This window comes from Novosphingobium sp. fls2-241-R2A-195, assembly GCF_030209485.1.
In the GTDB taxonomy this organism is placed as follows: domain Bacteria; phylum Pseudomonadota; class Alphaproteobacteria; order Sphingomonadales; family Sphingomonadaceae; genus Novosphingobium; species Novosphingobium resinovorum.
This window is the reverse complement of the sequence record NZ_JARVRY010000006.1, coordinates 324,352-342,611: the sequence shown is the minus strand read 5'-3', so window position 1 is coordinate 342,611 and position 18,260 is coordinate 324,352. Positions and strand designations below refer to the sequence as shown.

Below are 18,260 nucleotides of genomic sequence, written 5' to 3'. Positions count from 1 at the left end.
TACCCATGCGCTCCCAGACGCTCGCGACTCTCATGGCGGGCGCCATGCTCGCTGCGGCCACCCCGGCGTTCGCCGCCGATGCCACGGCATCGCCTCCCACGACTTCCGCCGTCGCCGACTGCGATCCCGGCGCGCCTTGTGACCATCCGCTGCCGGTCAAGGTGGTGATCGTCTCGCTCTTCGAGATCGGCAAGGACGAGGGCGACGTCGCGGGCGAGTTCCAGCTGTGGAAGGCGCGCCGCGGCCTGACCCAGCGTATTCCCTTCCCGCAGTCGTTCCACGACCTCTACTACAATCCCGAGACGCAGGTGCTCGGCATGGTGACCGGGATCGGCACCGCGCGCTCGACGGCGGCGACGATGGCGCTCGGCTTCGACCCGCGCTTCGATCTGAGCCAGGCCTACTGGCTCGTCGCGGGCATCGCGGGCATCGACCCCGAGGATGCTTCGATCGGCTCGGTCGCATGGGCGCGCTACGTCGTCGATGGCGACCTCGCACACGAGATCGACGCGCGCGAAATCCCGGCCGACTGGAAGACCGGCTACTTCGCCCGTCACACCAAGGGTCCGAACGACAAGACCACGAAGCCCGATCCGTCCGGCGGCGAGATGTTCCAGGTCAATCCCAGCCTCGAGAAGTGGGCTTACGAGCTGACGAAGAACATCGAGCTTCCCGACTCTCCGGCGATCGCCGTGGAGCGCGCGAAGTTCGTCGATTACCCGCACGCGCAGGAAGCGCCCTTCGTCCTTGAGGGCGATACGCTCTCCGCCATGACCTTCTGGCACGGTGAGAAGCTGACCGACTGGGCCAACGACTGGGTTCGCTACTGGAGCGGCGGGCAGGGCGAGTTCGTGACTTCGGCGATGGAGGACACCGGCGTCATGCAGGCGATGACTTACCTCGACGCCGTGGGCCGCGCCGACCGTGACCGCGTGCTGGTGGTGCGCGCCGGTTCCAACTTCACGATGCCTCCGCCGGGCGTCGATGCGGCGACTTACCTGCTGCGCGAGAACGAGGGCTATGCGGGGCTCGAGGCGGCGGTGGAGAACCTCTACACCGTGGGCTCGAAGGTGGTCGACGAACTGCTCGGCAACTGGGACCGCTATAAGGACGTGACGCCCTGATTCAGATCGTCATTGCGAGTGTAGCGAAGCAATCCAGGGCGGTTTAAGCGGCCCTGGATTGCTTCGCTACGCTCGCAATGACGCAAGAGAGGGCTCAGTAAGCGGGCGCGTTGCCGAACTGGAAGCCGGTCGAGACTACCCATGCGAAGGCCACGGCGATGACGATGCCGATCAGCGCCTTGACCGGCGACCAGCGCAGGTCCGCCACGTCTTCTCCCGCAGCAACCGGGCGCTTGCCGGTCACCATCGGCCGCACGAGGTTCTGGCGCTTCCACGCAAGGTAGAACACCACCGCCACCACGTGAAGCACCACCAGCGCAAGGATCACGTTGAAGATCGTCGAATGCAGGTCCGAAGCGGCCGAGGACTGGTCGAACGACACGTAAGTCGCCAGCGGCCCGTCGTAGAGCATGTCGATGTCGCTGGCGAACAGCCCCGCCGTCACCATCGCGCCGACGGCCAGCAGCATGGCGACCACGCTCCACCCGCCGAGCGGATTGTGCCCGTCGGCATGGCTCGCCGTCCGGTGGCCAAGGCCCTTGAAATAGGCAGCGACCGCACCCGGCCCGCGTACGAAGCTGGAGAACCGCGCGGTACGGGGGCCGAAGAAGCCCCAGTAGACGCGGAACACCAGCAGCGCGAGGATACCATAGCCCGACAGGCGATGGCGTTCGAGGTCATGCTGTTCCCCGCTCCACCACGAAAAGGCGATGAGCGCGACCAGCAGCCAATGGAACAGGCGGATGGTCGGGTCCCAGACGGGCGTAGTGGAGCGAGTCATGCGTATCCTCAGTCGTCGGCGCGGAACTGCTTGTGGCACGAGCCGCAGGCGCCGCCGACGGCCTTGAACTGCGCGCCGATGGCCGCAGCATTGCCGGTGCCCGCGACGGCGACCAGCTTGTCGGCTTGGGCGATATAGGTCTTCATGGCACCGTCGAAGGCGGCGCGGTTGGTCCAGATCGCGGGCAGGGCTTCGGTCTTCACCCCGGAAGACGGGCCCGAGCCGTTAGGGAACAGGCCAACCTGCGCGCGGCCGGTGGCAGCCAGCGTCTTGGCGGCGGCGACGGCCTGGACCTTGTCGATCGAGCCGCTGGCGAGCTGGTCCTTGAGGACCTTCATGGCGCCGCCCATCTTCTTGAAGTTGGCGTGGCGGGTGGCGATGGCGGTTTCGGCGGGCGAGGCGGCGATGGCGACGGTCGCGCTCACCGTCAGAACGGCGGCGGACACGCCGAGTACGGCAAGCGAGAGCTTGTTGGAAAACGTCATGGTTTTTCGATCCTGATCGGTTTGTTGGGATTCAAGGACGATTGGTGGCTAACACAGGCGCGGCCGTTTGGCCAAAGACTTGATCGTAGACCGCTTTTACCGTCGCAAGTCCGCTTTCGGCCATCTGCGCGGGCGTTGTGCCGCGCGCATTGGCGAGGGTAGGTTTCGCGCCGTGCGCGGCCAGCACCTTGAGCATCGCGCCGAGTTGGTCGTGCATGCCGCCACCGATTACCAGATGCAGCGGTGTGGTGCCCTTGGCATCCGCGACATTGGCATCGGGGGCCAATGCCAGCGCCTCCTCCAGCGCTGCCGCAATGTGGCCCGAAGCGGCGGCGAGGGCGATGTTGACGCCGTTCTCGGCGACGAAAGTGCGGTTCGCTCCGCCTGCGACAAGACGCTTCATAGCATCGATCTGCCCGGCCTGCGCGGCCAGCAGCAGGGGCGGTGTGGGCGGTACGGGGGCGGGCGGCATCCCGAAGTTCGCCTCTGTCACCCACGTGATCCGCGAAGGGCCGGTGAGGCCGTTCACATCCGCGCCTTTCGCCAGCAGCAGGTCGATCAGCGCCGTGTCGCCGCCCTTCGCCGCGACGTGGAGCGGCTGTTCGCCATTGCGGTCGCGCTCGGCGAGGTCGAAGCCCAGCGGTGCCAGCATTTCGGCGGCACGCCAGTTCTTCTGGTAGAGCGCCAGTTGCAGGGCGCTGGTGTTCTCCGGCCCGCGATGGGTTGTATCGGCTCCGGCATCGAGCAGGGCGCGGGTCGCCTCGCCCGAGCCGCTGGTGATGGCGAAGAACAACGGAGTGAAGCCTTCCCCGGTGGCCCGGTTCACCTTCGCTCCCGCCTTGAGAAGCGCGGTGATCGCGCCGAGGTTCCCGGCGGAGGCGGCCCACATCAGCGGCGTCTGTCCGCGCGCATCGAGGCTGTCGGCCTTCGCGCCCTTCGCCAGCATCTGCGTGACGGTCTCTGCGCCCGAGTAGCGCGCGCAGACCGCGAGCGGGGTGACGCCATCCGGCCCGGGCTTGCGTACATCGGCGCGAGCGTCGAGCAGTTGCACGACAATGGGCGTGCTGCCGCGCTCACAGGCGAGGGAGAGGGGAGTGAGGCCTTCGGCATCGATGACATTCGGCTTCGCGCCATGCTTCAGCAGGACGGCGACGAGCGCGGGATCCTGCGTCTCGATGGCGCGGGCAAGCGGGCTTTCGCCATAGAGCAACGGCGCGTTCGCATCCGCACCCGCCTTCAGCGCGCCCTCGACGGTGATCGGATCGGCGGTGGCGAGGGCATCGGCCAAGGTATCGGCCTGCGCGGGCGTGGCGATAAGGCAAGCCAGTGCGGTCAAAGCTCGTCGTCCCGAACTTGATCCGGGACCGGTGGCGGTCTTTAGGCGCGGCGTCGCGCGATGTGCCTTGCCGGGGCGTGGGCCGTTCACGGCCAGCGGTCCCGGAGCAAGTTCGGGACGACGAGGAGGCTCACGCATCGGTCAGTTCCCGCAAGGGCGCCGTACTGTCGCCGAACTTCGCGGTGGGCACGCCCAGCGTCTGCAGGCCCGCCAGCATCAGGTTGGACATGGTGGTGCCCTTCTCGACCCGGCTGTGGCGCCCGCCCTTCACCAGCCCGCCCGCGACGATCACCGGCAGGTCCATGTAGTCGTGCTCGTTGGAATCGCCGAACGCGGAGCCCCGGATCACCAGCGTCCGGTCCAGCAGCGAGGCGTCGCCGTCGCGCGTGTCCTTCATCTTCTGGAGGTAGTAGGCGAAGAATTCCATGTGATAGCGGTTGATCTTCGCCAGCTGGGCCATCTTGTCGGGGTTGTTGCCGTGGTGGCTGAGCATGTGGTGCGAATCCGGCACGCCGATCTCCGGATACGTGCGGTTCGACAGTTCGCGCCCGATCATGAACGTGCCGACGCGGGTGATGTCGGCCTGCATGGCCAGCACCTGCAGGTCGATCATCAGCTTCACATGCTCGGCGAAGTCGTCGGGGATACCTGCGGGTTGCTGTAGATTGGCCGCCTGCGTGGTGGCGGGCGAAGCGGCGCTGCGCTGGATGCGCTTCTCGATGGCGCGGGTGGCGTCGAGGTATTCGTCGAGCTTGCGCTTGTCCTCCATGCCCAGCTGGCCCGAGAGGCGGCGGGTGTCGTCCATCACGAAGTCGAGGATCGAGGACTGGCGCCGCAACTGGGCGAGGCGGCCCGCTTCATCGGTGTCGCCATCGCCGAACAGCCGCTCGAACACGGCGCGCGGGTTCGCCTCGACCGGCAGCGGCACCGTGGGGGTGAGCCACGAGATGCCGTTGGTATAGGCGCACGAATAGTTGATGTCGCACGATCCGAGCAGGCTGGCGGTGTCGATCCCCAGCTCCAGCGAGGCGAGCGGGGTGGCGTCACCCAGGTGCTGCGCGAAGACCTGATCCATCGACACGCCCGCGCGGATGTCCGGCCCTTCGGTCTGCTTGGCGTGTGCGCCGGTAAGGAAGGCGGGGCACGAGCGGCCGTGGCCTGCGGGACGATCGCCCATGGCAGCGGCCTGCGGATGGCCGAGGCCGGAGATGACGGCGATCTGTTCACGATGGGGCGCGAGGGGCTGGAGCGAGGAGGGCAGGACGTAATCGGCCCCTGTCGCGGTGGGCAGGAAGTCCGGCATCGTCATGCCGTTGGGGGAGTAGAACACCTGAAGCCGCTTCGGCCGTGAGGCGAGGTCGGCGGCCTTCGCGCTCGGCATCATGGCTTCGAGGAAGGGCAGCGCCATGGCGGCACCGGCACCGCGCAGCACGGTGCGGCGCGAGAGGGCGGGGCGGATCACTCTCATTTCAGGGCCTTCCGGGGAGTGGTGATCAGGGAGTTTGCCGAGGGGGCTTCGACAAGCTCAGCCTGAGCGGAATTGAGAGCGGTTCTGCCAGAGATATAACCCCAACCCCGCTCACCCTGAGCTTGTCGAAGGGGCAGGCGCGGGGTCTGGCCATAGGCCGCCTTGAACGGCTGCGGCACGCGGCGCAGGGTGAAGGCGGGGCTTTGCGCGATCCCGCGCACGATGGTCTGGATGCGGTACTGGTCCGCCGCCGCCGCGGAGGCGATCGCGCGCACCGTGGGCATGTCGTTGGCCGAAAGGCCGCGCGCCACCGCATATGTCATCAGCCGCTCGGTGAAGGCGCGGGTGAACTCGTCCTTGCGGTCCATCAGCACTTGCTGGAGCCCGGTGAGGCCCTCGAACTTGAACCCGTCGGGCATCGTCGCGAGGGTGTCGATCGGCTGGCCCGCATCCACCGTGCGCCATTGGCCGACCGCATCGAAGTTTTCGAGGGAGAAGCCCATCGGGTCCATCTTCACGTGGCAGGCTGCGCACGTCGGGTTGGCGCGGTGCAGTTCGAGTTGCTGGCGCGCGGTGAGCAGGCGGCCGTCGTGGCTGGTCTTGAGCGCGGGCACGTCGGGCGGCGGCGGCGGCGGCGCGGCGGCGAGCATGTTTTCCAGGATCCACTTGCCGCGCTTCACCACGCTGGTGTGGTTGCCGTATGAGGTGACGGTCAGCACGCTGGCCTGACCCAGCAACCCGCCGCGATGCCACTCGGGGCGCAGCGCCACGCGGCGGAACGCGGGGCCGGAGACGCCGGGGATGCCGTAATGCTCGGCAAGGCGCTGGTTGAGGAAGGTGTAGTCGGCGCTGATGAAGTCCAGCACCGGGCGGTCGCCGCGCAGCACGTCGGCGAAGAACATCTCCGTCTCGGTCGCCATCGCGGATTTCCGGCGCACGTCGAACTTCGGGAACACCTCGGTGTCGGGGCGCTGCTGGTCGAGGTTGCGCAAGTAGAGCCATTGCCCGGCGAAGTTCGTCGTCAACGCCTTCGCGCGCGGATCGGCGAGCATGCGGGCGATCTCGGCGTTCAGTACGGTGGGCTGGCCCAGTTTGCCCTGCTCGGCGAGGGTCAGCAGGCGGTCGTCGGGGATCGAACTCCACAGGAACAGCGACAGGCGCGTCGCCAGTTCGAGGTCGGAGACGCGGTTGACGCTGCCGGGCATCGCGCCTTGCGGATCGCGCTCCACCACGAAGAGGAATTCAGGCGAGACCAGCACGGCTTCCAGCGCCGCCTCGATGCCATGCTCGAAGTCCGATGCCTTGCGCTCCTCGGCGTAGATGCGCAGCAGCGGAGCGACGTCGAAGCCGCCGACCGGGCGGCGCCAGGCACGGCGCGCGAGGGTGGTGATGATCTTGGTCGCGCAGGCCTCTTCCTCGCTGGCCTTCTTCGGGCGGCAGAGGAATACGGCGGGGCGGCTGGCGGTGTCCGGCACGCCTGCCGCATCGAACGGCCCGGCCACATCGACCTGCAGCACGTCGCGCGGGAAGTTCTGCTGCGAATAGCGCTGGTGCATGCGGTAGCTGGGCACGCTCAGCGTCTTGGCCAGCTTGCCGTCCACCCACACGTCGAGGGGGAGCATCTTCGGCTTGTCGAGGGGCAGCGGTACCTTGTCCGTATCGTTGCGCAGCACCTGCACCGCCTCGGACGGGGCGATGGTACGGCGGAACGACAGCGCCACGAGGTGCGAGCCCGCCTTCATCGGCAGGCGGGCGGTGAACTTGTCCTCGGCCAGACGGTCGGTTTCGTTGTTGGTGTTGGCGTTGAGCCAGGCCGAAACGTCGTACTGGCCGTCATAACGGGCATAGTAGCGCTGGGCATAGCCGCCGCGCGAGGCCAGCGGCAGCATCGCGTCCGCCCGCTCGTTATACGCCGGCACGCCCGAGTTCTGGACCGAGCCGTCCTTGGGCACCTGCCATGTCGTCACCACCTCGCGCCTTGAGGTGAGGCCGGTGGCCATGCGGCCGACCTTGCCCGCCACCGCGACGTAGCGTTCCATCAGCGTGGGCGAGACGGAGAGCACGTCGGCGATGTTGTCGAAGCCGAAGCCGGAGTTGTCGGCAGGCAGTTCGCGGCTGAAATCGACGTCGAGCGCAAGCAGGTCGCGCACCGCATTGGCGTATTCCATGCGGTTGAGGCGGCGCAGCGCCGGGCGGCCGGGATCGGGATTGGCGGCGAGGTAGCCCGCGCGAGAGGTGTCGAGCCAGTTCACGAAGGCGGCGCGTATCTGCGCCGAGGGCTGGGTCTTGCCGTGGGGCGGCATTTCCCCGGCAGCGACGCGGCGCAGGATTTTCTCCCACTCGTCCGCGTGCTTGCCGGTGCGGATGTCGTCGGCGCGCAGGTCTTCCACAGAGAGGTCGGCGATGTTGTCGATGTCGTTGTGGCAGCGTGAGCAGTATTCGCCCAGCATCGGCTCGACGAAGTTCGCGGCCTGCTGCGGGGGCATCGCGGCGAAGTCGGGCGTGCGGTCCGGCGCGGCGTCCTGAGTCGCGGCGTAGACGGTGGCGGCTGTGACGAGTGCGCTGAGCGCGAGCGTCGTCCTGCCGAGGTTGTGTCGCCCGAAGAGGCTCATCGATGTTTCCGACCCCATGGCCGGGCCCGCGTTTTCGCGGGTTTCCGGCACGCCCTGTCCCGCCGAAACGGGTCCTGTTGGGCGGATGGGTTATCGGTTGGGGGTGTTGCGGTCCAACAGCATTAATCGGACATGGCGTGCGAGAAATTGGAGCGGGGCGCGTTGGCGGGTAGGCGCGGGGGCTTCGACAAGCTCAGCCTGGGCGGGAATGAGAGCACGATGACTTTACCTTGAATCGTCATTGCGAGCGCAGCGAAGCAATCCAGGGCAGTCTCAAGCCGCCCTGGATTGCTTCGCTGCGCTCGCAATGACGACGAGTGGTTCAATTTAATGTCATCTTGCTCTAAAGACTGTTCTCAATCCCGCTCAGGCTGAGCTTGTCGAAGCCCCCGCAGCCCAAGCCAACAGCCGTGCCGTTCACGGCCAGCGGTCCCGGATCAAGTCCGGGACGACGGATGATCAGAGCGAACCGATCGCCAGGAAGCGGTCTTCGCGCTGGCGGACCAGTTCAGCGCTCGAACGGCGGCTCAGCGCATCGAGTTCGCGGCCCACGGCATCGGCAAGCGCGCGTGCCGTCGCGGCGGGGTCGCGGTGGGCGCCGCCGGTGGGTTCGGGGACGATGCCGTCGATGACCTTGAGACCCAGCAAGTCCTGCGCCGTCACCTTCATCGCGGTGGCCGCGTCGGCGGCCTTGTCGGGCGTGCGCCACAGGATCGAGGATGCGCCCTCGGGCGAGATCACCGAGTAGACCGAGTGCTCCAGCATCAGCACGGTGTTGGCGGCGGCGATCGCCACCGCGCCGCCCGAGCCGCCTTCGCCCACGATCACCGCCACCATCGGCACGCCGAGGGCAAGGCAAGCCTCGGTCGAGCGGGCGATGGCTTCGGCCTGGCCGCGTTCTTCGGCCTCGACGCCGGGGAAGGCACCTGCGGTATCGACCAGCGTGACGACCGGCAGGCCGAACTTGCTGGCCATCTCCATCAGGCGGATCGCCTTGCGGTAGCCTTCGGGCTTGGCCATGCCGAAGTTGTGCTTGATGCGGGTGGTCGTGTCGTGACCCTTTTCGTGGCCGATGACCATGACCTTGCGGCCGTCCAGCGTGGCGAGGCCGCCGATGATCGCGGCGTCCTCACCGTAGAGGCGGTCACCGCCCAGCGCGACGAAATCGGTGAAGATCAGGCGCAGGTAATCGACGAAGTGCGGGCGCTGCGGGTGGCGCGCGACCTGCGTCTTCTGCCACGGGCTCAGCTTGGCGTAAGTCGCCTCCAGCATGCCGGAGCTTTTCTTGGCGAGCTTGTCGATCTCGCTCTCGATGTCGAGGTCGCTGCCGTCGGCGGTGGCGCGCAGTTCGGCGATGCGCGCTTCCAGCTCGGCGATCGGCTTTTCAAAATCGAGGAACGAAATCATGTCAGTCTCTCAAATACGCTCGGCTTGGTCTTGAAGCCGGCCATTACCCTACATTCGTCATTGCGAGGGGCGATAGCCCCGCGGCAATCCAGAGCTGCCCAAGCCGCCCTGGATTGCTTCGCTTCGCTCGCAATGACGAGCGAAGGGTTCAGTCGCCGACGCGCTTCGCCAGCCAGTCTTCCAGCCACTTGATCGTGTAGTCGCCTGAGTTGAACTCGGGGTCCTCCAGCAGCGCCTGATGCAGCGGGATCGAGGTCTTCACACCGTCGATCACCATTTCACCCAGCGCGCGCTTCAGGCGCATGATGGCGCCGTTGCGGCTGCGGCCCGAGACGATCAGCTTGCCGATCATCGAATCGTAATACGGCGGGATGCGATAGCCGGCGTAAAGCCCGCTATCGACACGCACGTTCATGCCGCCCGCCGCGTGGTAGCCCGTGACCTGACCCGGCGAAGGGGTGAAGTTCCACGGGTCTTCCGCGTTGATGCGGCACTCGATGGCGTGGCCCTTGAACTCGATCTCGTGCTGCTTGAACGAGAGCGGCTGGCCGTCGGCGATGCGGATCTGTTCGCGTACCAGATCGACGCCGGTGATGGCCTCGGTCACCGGATGCTCCACCTGCAGGCGGGTGTTCATCTCGATGAAGTAGAACTCGCCGTTTTCCCAGAGGAACTCGATCGTGCCCGCGCCGCGATAGGCCATGTCGGCCATCGCCTTCGACACGATGCCGCCCATGCGGTCGCGCTCTTCCGGCGTGATGACGGGCGAGGGGGCCTCTTCCAGCACCTTCTGGTGGCGGCGCTGCAGCGAGCAGTCGCGCTCGCCGAGGTGCACCGCTTCGCCGTTGCCGTCGCCGAACACCTGGAATTCGATGTGGCGCGGGTTGCCGAGGTACTTTTCCATGTAGACCGTGGCGTCGCCGAAAGCCGCCTTGGCCTCCGAACGGGCCTGGCCCATCTGGCTTTCCAGTTCCTCGGCCGAGTTCACGACCTTCATGCCGCGACCACCGCCGCCCGAAGCGGCCTTGATGATGACCGGGTAGCCGATCGTCTCGGCCAGCGCGCGTGCCTCGTCGAAGTCCTCGATCGCGCCGTCCGAACCCGGGACCAGCGGCAGGCCGAGGGCACCGGCGGTGCGCTTGGCCTCGACCTTGTCGCCCATCGTGCGGATGTGCTCGGGCTTGGGGCCGACCCACTTCAGGCCGTGCGCCTCGACGATCTCGGCGAAGCGGGCGTTCTCGGAGAGGAAGCCGTAGCCGGGATGCACCGCGTCGGCCTGCGTGATCTCGGCGGCCGAGATGATGGCCGCGACGTTGAGGTAGCTGTCCTTGGCGGCGGGCGGACCGATGCAGACCGCGTGGTCTGCCAGGCGCACGTGCATCGCGTCGGCGTCGGCGGTGGAGTGGACCGCGACGGTCTCGATGCCCATCTCGTGCGCGGCACGGTGGATGCGCAGCGCGATTTCGCCGCGGTTGGCAATCAGGAGGCGCTTGATGGCCATGTCAGTCCCGCTCTCAGCCGATCACGACGAGCGGCTGGTCGTATTCGACCGGCTGCTGGTTGTCGACGAGGATCGCGGTGACGGTGCCCGCCTTGGGCGCGACGATCTGGTTCATGACCTTCATGGCCTCGACGATGAGGAGCACGTCGCCCTGCTTCACGGTCTTGCCGACCGAGATGAAGTCGGGCGCGCCCGGCTCTGCGGCGAGGTAGACGGTGCCGACCATCGGCGACTTCACGGCATCGACCGGCGCGGCGGCAGCGACGGGCGCGGCCTCTGCGGCGGCGGCAACCGGAGCAGCAGCAGCGACGGGCGCGGGCGCATAGCCCATCGGCGGCAGGCTGGCGGCCATCTGCTGGACCATCTGGCGCGAGACGCGGATCTTGCGATCGCCGTCCTCGACCTCGATCTCGGTCAGGCCGGTGTCGGCCAGCAGCTCTGCGAGCTCGCGTACCAGGGCGCTATCGATATTCACGCGACTTCCTTTCGTGCAAGATAACCGAGCAGCGTTGCCAGTGTGTCTTTCAGGTCCTTGCGGTGGACCACCATGTCGACCATGCCGTGGGCATGGAGGTACTCGGCGCGCTGGAAGCCGTCGGGGAGTTTTTCTCGGATCGTGTCCTGGATCACGCGCTGGCCGGCAAAGCCGATGAGCGCGCCGGGTTCGGCGATCTGCACATCGCCGAGCATGGCGTAGCTGGCGGTGACGCCGCCGGTGGTGGGATCGGTCAGGACGACGATATAGGGCAGGCCCGCTGCGGCAAGGCGGCGGGTGGCCACGGTGGTCTTGGGCATCTGCATGAGGGACAGGATGCCCTCCTGCATGCGCGCGCCGCCCGCAGCGGTGACGATGACGTAGGCGCAGTTCTCGGCGATCGCCTTCTCGGCACCGGCGACGAAGGCTTCGCCCACGGCCATGCCCATCGAGCCGCCCATGAATTTGAAGTCCTGCACGCCCAGCACGGCCTTGGCGCCGTTGACGGCACCGAAGGCGTTGGTCAGCGCATCGGGGTAGGGGTTGGCGGCGCGGGCGGCCTTGAGGCGGTCGGGATACTTCTTGGTATCGCGGAAATTCAGAGGGTTCTCGGGAACCTTGGGGGTCGGCAGGACGGTGTAGCCGGTGTCCAGCAGCAGGTCGAAGCGGGCCTTGGCACCGATGCGGCCATGGTGCTCGCACTTCGGGCAGACCGAAAGATTGGCCTCGAATTCCTTGATGAAGAGCATCTCGCCGCAGCTGGCGCACTTCATCCAGAGTTCGTCGGGCGTATCGCGCTTGGCGAGGCTCGATATGGAATTTCGGACTTTGTCGAGCCAACTCATTCGATTTCGTACCAATCCTGCGGAAAAAGGGCCTTCGAGACTGGCCTTCTTCCCCCCTGTGTTTCGGCGCGTCTCGTGCGCGTACGGCGGCGACCCGGGAAACGCGCCGGAGCCGTACGAGGCGCGCCCATTAGAGGAATCCGCGTGATGGTCGCAAGCCAATTCGCCCCAGCCTGTGGGCAACTGCGCGGCGCGGGCATCGCCGGGGCGTAGCGGGGTGGCGATATGACAGCGCAGATTGGATACGAAAACCGGGCGTTATCGGCGTTGATGCCACTCCTGCCCTACAATCGTATTCATACGATTTCCCTAAGCGGAAAGGAGTGGTTTTCGTCATCCCGGCCTTGATCCTGGACCGTGGGCGGTCTTTAGATGGGGGCCATCGACGGCGCTCTGGCGCAAAGCCGCGCATAAATGCCGCTCTACGCCGGGATGACGAGGAACTGCGATTGACCACCCCCGGCTCCATTCCAGTCGCTGCCCATCGCAACGCCTATGATGGCGAGCCGGGCGAGCCTTTCGAGCTTTCCGTCCCCATCGAGGCGCCCGTCGCGATCGAGACCAACGGCGTGGCTTATGCCGTGATGATGGCGACTCCGCTGGCGCTGGAGGACTTCGTCACCGGCTTCCTGATGGCCGAGGGGCTGGCAGAGGCGCACGAAGTCGGCGAAGTTGCGGTCCATCGAACCGAGGATGCGCAGTGGGGCACGGGCTACGTCGCGCGTGTCAACCTGCCGGTCGAGCGCCTTGGCCCGATCCTGGAGCGCGCCCGGCGGCGGGTGGGCGACAGTTCCTGCGGAATCTGCGGGATCGAGGGCGTGGAAGCGGCGTTGCGCCCGCTGCCGCCGGTGCCTCGGGCATCGCAGGCGAGTCCGCAGGCGATCCACAGGGCGCTTGGCGCGCTGGCGGCAGGGCAGGAACTCGGCCGCCAAACCCGCGCCACCCATGCCGCCGCGTTCTGCGACGAGGAAGGGCGGCTCGTCGCGCTGCGCGAGGATGTCGGGCGGCATAACGCGCTCGACAAGCTGGTCGGCGCGCTGGCGCGGGCCAATGGCGGACAGGGCGTCGATCTGTCGCTGGGGTTCATCGTCATGACCTCGCGCTGTTCCTACGAACTGGTCGAGAAGACCGTGCGCGCCGGGTGCCCGCTACTGGTGACGATCTCGGCGCCAAGCGACCTCGCGGTGCGCCGCGCACTGGCGGCGGGGCTCAGGCTGGCGGTGGTGGCGCGCGGGGATTCCATGCTCATGGTCGATCCCGGTCAGCGGTTCGTCGAAGGCGAGGGGCCGGTTATCCTTGCAGACGGGGCGGAGCGAACATAGGTTCGCGGACAACCGGGTTTTTCACGAGGATTACTGCATGGCCACGGCCACCGAAACTGCTGGCGAACTCAAGCTGACCCCGCCCGACCCCGTGCCGGTGGTCCAGCCCGAGCGGGCCGCCGGCCTCGTCCCCGTAGGCGACGAGGCGAAGAGCAAGCTGCAGGTGCGCGTCGCCGAGTTCGTCGACGATCTCGTCGCGCAGGATGCCGCCTCGCCCGAATTCGGCCGCCGGGTGGACCAGCTGACCAGCATGGGCCGCAAGGAGATCGCCGAGGCTTCGGGCCATTCCAACCGCTTCCTCGACCGCCCGGTGCGGGCGATGGACAAGGATGCGGGCGTGGGCGCGGACCTTGCCGAACTGCGCCGCACGGTGGAAGACCTCGACCCCAGCCGCAAGGGCAACCTCATGGCGCCGCGCAAACTGTTCGGGGTGATCCCGTTCGGCTCCAAGCTGCGCAACTATTTCGACGGCTATACCAGCGCGCAAGGGCACATCAGCGCGATCCTCGCGCGGCTTCAGGGCGGCAAGGACGAGCTGCTGATGGACAATGCCGCCATCGACGTGGAGCGGCAGAACCTCTGGGCCGCGATGGGCAAGCTGGAGCAGATGATCTACATGTCCCGCGCGCTCGACCAGGCGCTGGAGGACAAGGCCAACGACCTCGACCACGCCGATCCCGCCAAGGCCAAGGCGGTGCGGGAGAGCGCGCTGTTCTACGTGCGCCAGCGCACGCAGGATTTGCTGACGCAGATGGCGGTGTCGGTGCAGGGCTACCTCGCGCTCGATCTGGTCAAGAAGAACAACGTCGAGCTGGTGAAGGGCGTTGATCGCGCCTCGACCACCACGGTCGGCGCGCTGCGCACGGCGGTGACGGTGGCGCAGGCGATGGCGAACCAGAAGCTGGTGCTCGAACAGATCACCGCGCTCAACACGACGACCGCCAACATCATCGACGCCACCGGCCAGATGCTCAAGGACAACACCGCGCGCATCCACGAGCAGGCTGCGAACTCGACGATCCCGCTGGAGACGCTGAGCCGCGCGTTCCAGAACATCTACGACACGATGGATTCGATCGACACCTTCAAGGTCAAGGCGCTCGATTCGATGAAGCAGACGATCACCTCGCTCGAAGGGGAGATCGGCAAGTCCAAGGCCTACGTCGCCCGCGCACAGGGCCAGTCCGAGGGGCTGGCAGTAAGCGACGGGACCGGCGCGAAGTCGCTGCTGGAGGCGCTGGACTAAGCGACGATGGCCCAGGTTCCAGCCAAGAGCGCACAGCGCGTATCGCAGGACATCGTGCGGGCAGCCCGGCGACAGCGGGCCGCACGCATCTACAACGCGCGCAAGGAGCAGTGGCGCTTTCGCATGCGCCGGTTGCGCCGGGCATTCCTGGCGATGGCGGGCATCTACATTGCGGGTCTGGTCGCAGCGCTGGTGTTGGGCGGGGTTTCGTTCACCGCCAGCCTGCTCACTTTCCTGTTGGGGCTGGCGGTCTTCACGGTGCTCTCGATCTTTCCTGCGACCCCGCGCACGCACATCGAGGATCTGAACGCCGCCAGCCTTCCCGAACTCGCAGGATCGACCGAACTGTGGCTGGAAGGCAAGCGAAAGGCCCTGCCCAACGCTGCCGTCGATGCGGTGGACATGATCGGGGTGCGCCTCGAACAGCTTGCGCCGCAACTGGCGGTTCTCGACGAGCGCGGCCCCGCCGCGCGTGAGGTCCGCAAGCTGTTGACGGAGCATCTGCCCGAGATGGTGAACAGCTACACCCGCATTCCGGCGCAGTTGCGTGGCCGTGCGGGCGCGGGCGGCACGTCTCCCTCCGAGCAGCTGGTCGACGGCCTTTGCGTCATCGCCGACCAGATCGAAGCGATGAGCGAGGATTTGTCGCAGGGCGACGTCGATGCACTGGCGACGCGCGGGCGTTTTCTCGAAGTGAAGTACCTCGACGGGGAGTGAGCGTGGCGGAGTGATCGCCCCGGCGGCGCGCTTGCTCTCCATGGGCGGGGCATGGCCATGCTATCGCTGCCGGATGCACAAGATCCTGCTGTTCATGAGGCGGCGTCCTGACATTTCGGTCGAGGCTTTCCGCGACTATTACGAGACGCACCATGCGCCGCTGGCCGCGAAGTATTCTCGCGGAGTGACGCGATATATCCGCCGCTACGTCGATCCTCAGCCACATCCGGAGACCGGAACGTACATCGATGGCCCCGACGTCATCACGGAGCTGTGGTTCGCGGACGAAAAGGTCTACCGCGCAACGCTGGCCTACATCACTACCAGTTTGATGCCGGATGACATCATCGAGGACGAGAACAACCTGTTCGACCGGACATCCTTCCGCATTGCGACCGTAACGGAGCGGGAGACGGATTTCGGGTGAGGGCGCGTGGCCGGCCGCACCGCTGCCGGCCTGGTGCTACCACCGCACGCCTTGTTCCTTCGGCTTCCACGTGATCGGCCGCTCGTAGGAGGGATCTTCCCGGCTCCACTGGTGCTTCAGGAAGCCCTTCACCGCGTCCGAGAATACCCAGCTTGGGTCGGCATCGGCAGTCATCTCGATGGTACAGCGGCGCACCATGATGCGCCATTCACCGCCGCGTTTCTCCAGCCTGTCGAGATAGCGCCCGAAAGCGATCGAGGTCTTCTGCGAATCCTTCCAGAACAGCCCTCCGACTACGTAGCTCTCGCAATTGGCGGTATCGCCGTCGATGTCGCATATGTGGTTGGTGATGTTGTGACTGGTCGCCTGGAAGCCCCAGCGATGGCCTGCGTTGGCCCGTTCCGGGTAATCAGGGGCGAAAGTTACCACCGCCCCATGCTCATCGACACCGTCCTCCCACCAGCAGGAGGCGATCTGCTCGACGTCCTGCCGGTCGCGGGCCCGGCATTCCCGGATGATGCAGTCGAGGATGTCCTGCCGGTCCTTCAGATACGTGACGGTCGCGGCAAGGTCGCTCGCGATTTCACTCATTGGCCGCTGCCCTTCGTGTTGAGCAGGCCGATGATCCCGCCATCGACACGAATATCGACGCCGCTGACGTAGGAGGCCGCCGGAGAGCACAGGAATTCCGCGACCGAGGCGATCTCGTCGCCCTGGCCCATTCGCCCCTGCGGCACGATGTCGATCATCTTGCGCAGCTGCTCGTTGGCCTCTGCCTCCGCATTGCCCATGGGGGTCGCGATGAAGCCGGGTGCGATCGAGGCGATGCGCAGGCCCCTTGCACCGAAGGCCGGGGCGTCGCGTTCGACTATGCCGATCACCGCGCGTTTGGAAATCGCATAGGCCATGCCCGGATGATCCATGTAGCCGGCGATGCCGTCGCGTTTGCCGGTGGTGACGAATTCCCGGATCGCGGCAAGCAGTGCTGGATCGCCCAGCATGTATGCCGAGACCGAGGAGATCAGGACCGCGCATCCCCCTTCGGCGAAGTGGGGCAGCAGGCCTGCCACCAGCCTTTCGGTGGCGTCGTAGTTCACCGAGAAGATGCGTGACCCGTCGCTCATCGTCGGCGAGAGCCCGGCGGTATGGACCAGCGCCGAGATCGGCGCGCCGCCCAGCGTGGCGACGATCCGCGCGGGAAAGTCCTCGGCCGCGATGTCGGCGGCGAGGATGTCCACTTTTCCGGCTGCGGGACGCAGTTCCTCGGCCAGCGCCTCCAGCCTCACGGGGTCGAGGTCGCACAGCAGGAGCGGGCGGCCCTGCGCGGCGAAGCGCTGCGCAGCGGGACGGCCCATGCCGCCTGCGGCTCCGGTAATGACGACGGTTCCGGTGGTCATGCTCTCTCCCTTCGTGTCCCGGCGCGCGGGTTCGGCAAGCTCAACCTGAGCGGGATCGGAAGTGCTCCATCAAATCCGCCCGGCCAGAGCGTCTCGAAGCCCTCACCCGACCGCACGTACCTAAAGACACCCGCCGCGCCCGGATCAAGTCCGCGGCGAGGTCATCGCCCCCGCGTCAGATGAGGTCGAAGCGCGTCGTTCCCACTTTGACGCCGGGCACCCCAGAGCGCCCGCGCTGCAGGGTGGACGTGCCTGAGAGCGGTCGCCCGGTCCTCAGGCACTCGCCGGCGTCGGCAGGGACAAGGGTGATGTAGACGTCGCGGCCGTCCGCGCCGCCGAAACGCACTTGCGTCGTCGCGCCGGCCGGGGTGGGCACCGGCTCGCGTTCCTCGCCCGAGGGGGATATGCGCCGGATGACGCCGGGTGAATAGACGCCGGGAATCCAGACGGTGTCCTCGATGTCGAGGGCCAGTCCGTCGCAGTCGTTGCGGTCGAGCAGGACGCGGCGGTTGGCGAGGCGCAGGTCTGGCGTCACGTCCCACGCCAATCCCTGCCCGAAAGTCTCGGAGCAATAGAATTGCGCCAATTTGGGGTTGTGCGCGATGCCGTTGGTGAACTGTAGTCCGTCCGCGAGCAATTCCGTGTGGCCTTCGCGCGTCAGCCGCCAGAGTTGCGTGGTGCGCGCCGGCCTTGCGGCGATGACGCTCTCGATGTCGAGCGTGCCGAAGAACATGCCGCCCTCGCCATCGGGCCACATCTCGTTGATGCCGTTGACCGGAACTCCGCCGAGCGTGTCGATCAGCCAGCCCGAACGGCCTGTGGCGGGATCGTTCCAGCGTACGCCGCCCTGTCCGCTCGACAGCACTGCGCCGTCCGCGTTGACGAGGATGCCACCGGTCCACAGGCGATCCGGGTCGAGCACAGCGACCTTGCCGCCATCGGGCGTCACGCCGTGGATGCCGCCGCCCACCACGTCGCTGTACCAGATCACGTCGCGCTCGTGATCGACGGCGAGCCCTTCGAGATAAACCCCTTGCGCCAGCGCGGCGAATTCCCCCGTCAAAAGCTGGGCCATCGGCTGTCTCTCCCCCGACCGCGCATCTCTTGTGCGCCACGA

The 18,260-nt window shown here is 66.9% G+C and carries 17 protein-coding genes; 5 read left to right on the top strand and 12 right to left on the bottom strand.

Annotated elements, in window-relative coordinates; genetic code table 11:
- The first annotated feature begins 5 nt into the window (after window positions 1-5).
- A complete protein-coding gene (locus QRN25_RS06950; protein ID WP_285018197.1) occupies window positions 6-1,124 on the top strand; it encodes a purine nucleoside permease in 1,119 nt (372 codons plus the stop codon).
- Between the two features lie 94 nt (window positions 1,125-1,218).
- Here QRN25_RS06950 and QRN25_RS06945 read toward each other — a convergent pair whose 3' ends face one another.
- The 9 genes from QRN25_RS06945 to accD all read right to left on the bottom strand — a co-directional run bounded on the left by QRN25_RS06945 (window position 1,219) and on the right by accD (window position 12,034).
- Complete coding sequence (locus tag QRN25_RS06945; RefSeq protein WP_271181793.1) at window positions 1,219-1,905, bottom strand: cytochrome b/b6 domain-containing protein; 687 nt, start codon at window positions 1,903-1,905, stop codon at window positions 1,219-1,221.
- Window positions 1,906-1,913: 8 nt separating this feature from the next.
- A complete protein-coding gene (locus tag QRN25_RS06940) occupies window positions 1,914-2,390 on the bottom strand; it encodes a c-type cytochrome (protein WP_285018196.1) in 477 nt (158 codons plus the stop codon).
- A 31-nt stretch (window positions 2,391-2,421) separates the two neighbouring features.
- A complete protein-coding gene (locus QRN25_RS06935) occupies window positions 2,422-3,726 on the bottom strand; it encodes an ankyrin repeat domain-containing protein (protein ID WP_285018195.1) in 1,305 nt (434 codons plus the stop codon).
- A 130-nt stretch (window positions 3,727-3,856) separates the two neighbouring features.
- Entirely contained in the window at window positions 3,857-5,194 is a 1,338-nt protein-coding gene (locus QRN25_RS06930) for a DUF1552 domain-containing protein (protein ID WP_285018194.1), read from the bottom strand.
- On the bottom strand, window positions 5,191-7,806 hold the full coding sequence (locus QRN25_RS06925; protein WP_285018193.1) for a DUF1592 domain-containing protein: 2,616 nt from the start codon (window positions 7,804-7,806) through the stop codon (window positions 5,191-5,193). Before QRN25_RS06925 ends, QRN25_RS06930 begins: the two co-directional genes overlap by 4 nt.
- Before the next feature lie 459 nt (window positions 7,807-8,265).
- Window positions 8,266-9,213 (bottom strand): acetyl-CoA carboxylase carboxyltransferase subunit alpha, encoded by a 948-nt coding sequence (locus QRN25_RS06920; protein WP_285018192.1) that lies wholly within the window; start codon window positions 9,211-9,213, stop codon window positions 8,266-8,268.
- A 148-nt stretch (window positions 9,214-9,361) separates the two neighbouring features.
- Complete coding sequence (gene accC, locus QRN25_RS06915; RefSeq protein WP_285018191.1) at window positions 9,362-10,714, bottom strand: acetyl-CoA carboxylase biotin carboxylase subunit; 1,353 nt, start codon at window positions 10,712-10,714, stop codon at window positions 9,362-9,364.
- 13 nt (window positions 10,715-10,727) lie between these two features.
- On the bottom strand, window positions 10,728-11,189 hold the full coding sequence (gene accB, locus QRN25_RS06910; protein WP_008832223.1) for an acetyl-CoA carboxylase biotin carboxyl carrier protein: 462 nt from the start codon (window positions 11,187-11,189) through the stop codon (window positions 10,728-10,730).
- Window positions 11,186-12,034, bottom strand: coding sequence for an acetyl-CoA carboxylase, carboxyltransferase subunit beta (accD, locus tag QRN25_RS06905; RefSeq protein WP_008832222.1), 849 nt, complete (start codon window positions 12,032-12,034; stop codon window positions 11,186-11,188). The genes accB and accD overlap by 4 nt, the downstream gene beginning before the upstream one ends.
- A 449-nt stretch (window positions 12,035-12,483) precedes the next feature.
- Between accD and fdhD the strand changes: the two genes are divergently transcribed.
- From fdhD to QRN25_RS06885, 4 genes are all read left to right on the top strand, one after another.
- A complete protein-coding gene (gene fdhD / locus QRN25_RS06900) occupies window positions 12,484-13,356 on the top strand; it encodes a formate dehydrogenase accessory sulfurtransferase FdhD (protein ID WP_285018190.1) in 873 nt (290 codons plus the stop codon).
- A gap of 37 nt (window positions 13,357-13,393) precedes the next feature.
- On the top strand, window positions 13,394-14,602 hold the full coding sequence (locus tag QRN25_RS06895; RefSeq protein ID WP_285018188.1) for a toxic anion resistance protein: 1,209 nt from the start codon (window positions 13,394-13,396) through the stop codon (window positions 14,600-14,602).
- A gap of 6 nt (window positions 14,603-14,608) precedes the next feature.
- Entirely contained in the window at window positions 14,609-15,319 is a 711-nt protein-coding gene (locus tag QRN25_RS06890; protein ID WP_271181784.1) for a hypothetical protein, read from the top strand.
- A 94-nt stretch (window positions 15,320-15,413) separates the two neighbouring features.
- Entirely contained in the window at window positions 15,414-15,746 is a 333-nt protein-coding gene (locus tag QRN25_RS06885; protein ID WP_285018187.1) for an EthD domain-containing protein, read from the top strand.
- 36 nt (window positions 15,747-15,782) lie between these two features.
- Here the strand turns inward: QRN25_RS06885 and QRN25_RS06880 are convergent, their stop codons facing one another.
- From QRN25_RS06880 to QRN25_RS06870, 3 genes are all read right to left on the bottom strand, one after another.
- Entirely contained in the window at window positions 15,783-16,337 is a 555-nt protein-coding gene (locus QRN25_RS06880) for a nuclear transport factor 2 family protein (protein ID WP_285018186.1), read from the bottom strand.
- Window positions 16,334-17,143 (bottom strand): SDR family NAD(P)-dependent oxidoreductase, encoded by an 810-nt coding sequence (locus QRN25_RS06875; RefSeq protein WP_285018184.1) that lies wholly within the window; start codon window positions 17,141-17,143, stop codon window positions 16,334-16,336. Before QRN25_RS06875 ends, QRN25_RS06880 begins: the two co-directional genes overlap by 4 nt.
- Before the next feature lie 175 nt (window positions 17,144-17,318).
- Window positions 17,319-18,218: an SMP-30/gluconolactonase/LRE family protein gene (locus tag QRN25_RS06870; RefSeq protein ID WP_285018183.1), complete on the bottom strand. Its 900-nt coding sequence runs from the start codon at window positions 18,216-18,218 to the stop codon at window positions 17,319-17,321.
- Window positions 18,219-18,260: the final 42 nt, after the last annotated feature.

Bases quoted from the DNA above. Each gene is read 5' to 3' on its own strand.
- QRN25_RS06875 (WP_285018184.1), bottom strand. From the start codon at position 17,143: ATGACCACCGGAACCGTCGTCATTACCGGAGCCGCAGGCGGCATGGGC.
- QRN25_RS06890 (WP_271181784.1), top strand. From the start codon at position 14,609: ATGGCCCAGGTTCCAGCCAAGAGCGCACAGCGCGTATCGCAGGACATC.
- QRN25_RS06920 (WP_285018192.1), bottom strand. From the start codon at position 9,213: ATGATTTCGTTCCTCGATTTTGAAAAGCCGATCGCCGAGCTGGAAGCG.
- QRN25_RS06870 (WP_285018183.1), bottom strand. From the start codon at position 18,218: ATGGCCCAGCTTTTGACGGGGGAATTCGCCGCGCTGGCGCAAGGGGTT.
- QRN25_RS06950 (WP_285018197.1), top strand. From the start codon at position 6: ATGCGCTCCCAGACGCTCGCGACTCTCATGGCGGGCGCCATGCTCGCT.
- QRN25_RS06885 (WP_285018187.1), top strand. From the start codon at position 15,414: ATGAGGCGGCGTCCTGACATTTCGGTCGAGGCTTTCCGCGACTATTAC.
- QRN25_RS06925 (WP_285018193.1), bottom strand. From the start codon at position 7,806: ATGAGCCTCTTCGGGCGACACAACCTCGGCAGGACGACGCTCGCGCTC.
- QRN25_RS06945 (WP_271181793.1), bottom strand. From the start codon at position 1,905: ATGACTCGCTCCACTACGCCCGTCTGGGACCCGACCATCCGCCTGTTC.
- QRN25_RS06940 (WP_285018196.1), bottom strand. From the start codon at position 2,390: ATGACGTTTTCCAACAAGCTCTCGCTTGCCGTACTCGGCGTGTCCGCC.
- QRN25_RS06930 (WP_285018194.1), bottom strand. From the start codon at position 5,194: ATGAGAGTGATCCGCCCCGCCCTCTCGCGCCGCACCGTGCTGCGCGGT.
- QRN25_RS06880 (WP_285018186.1), bottom strand. From the start codon at position 16,337: ATGAGTGAAATCGCGAGCGACCTTGCCGCGACCGTCACGTATCTGAAG.
- QRN25_RS06895 (WP_285018188.1), top strand. From the start codon at position 13,394: ATGGCCACGGCCACCGAAACTGCTGGCGAACTCAAGCTGACCCCGCCC.
- accC (WP_285018191.1), bottom strand. From the start codon at position 10,714: ATGGCCATCAAGCGCCTCCTGATTGCCAACCGCGGCGAAATCGCGCTG.
- accD (WP_008832222.1), bottom strand. From the start codon at position 12,034: ATGAGTTGGCTCGACAAAGTCCGAAATTCCATATCGAGCCTCGCCAAG.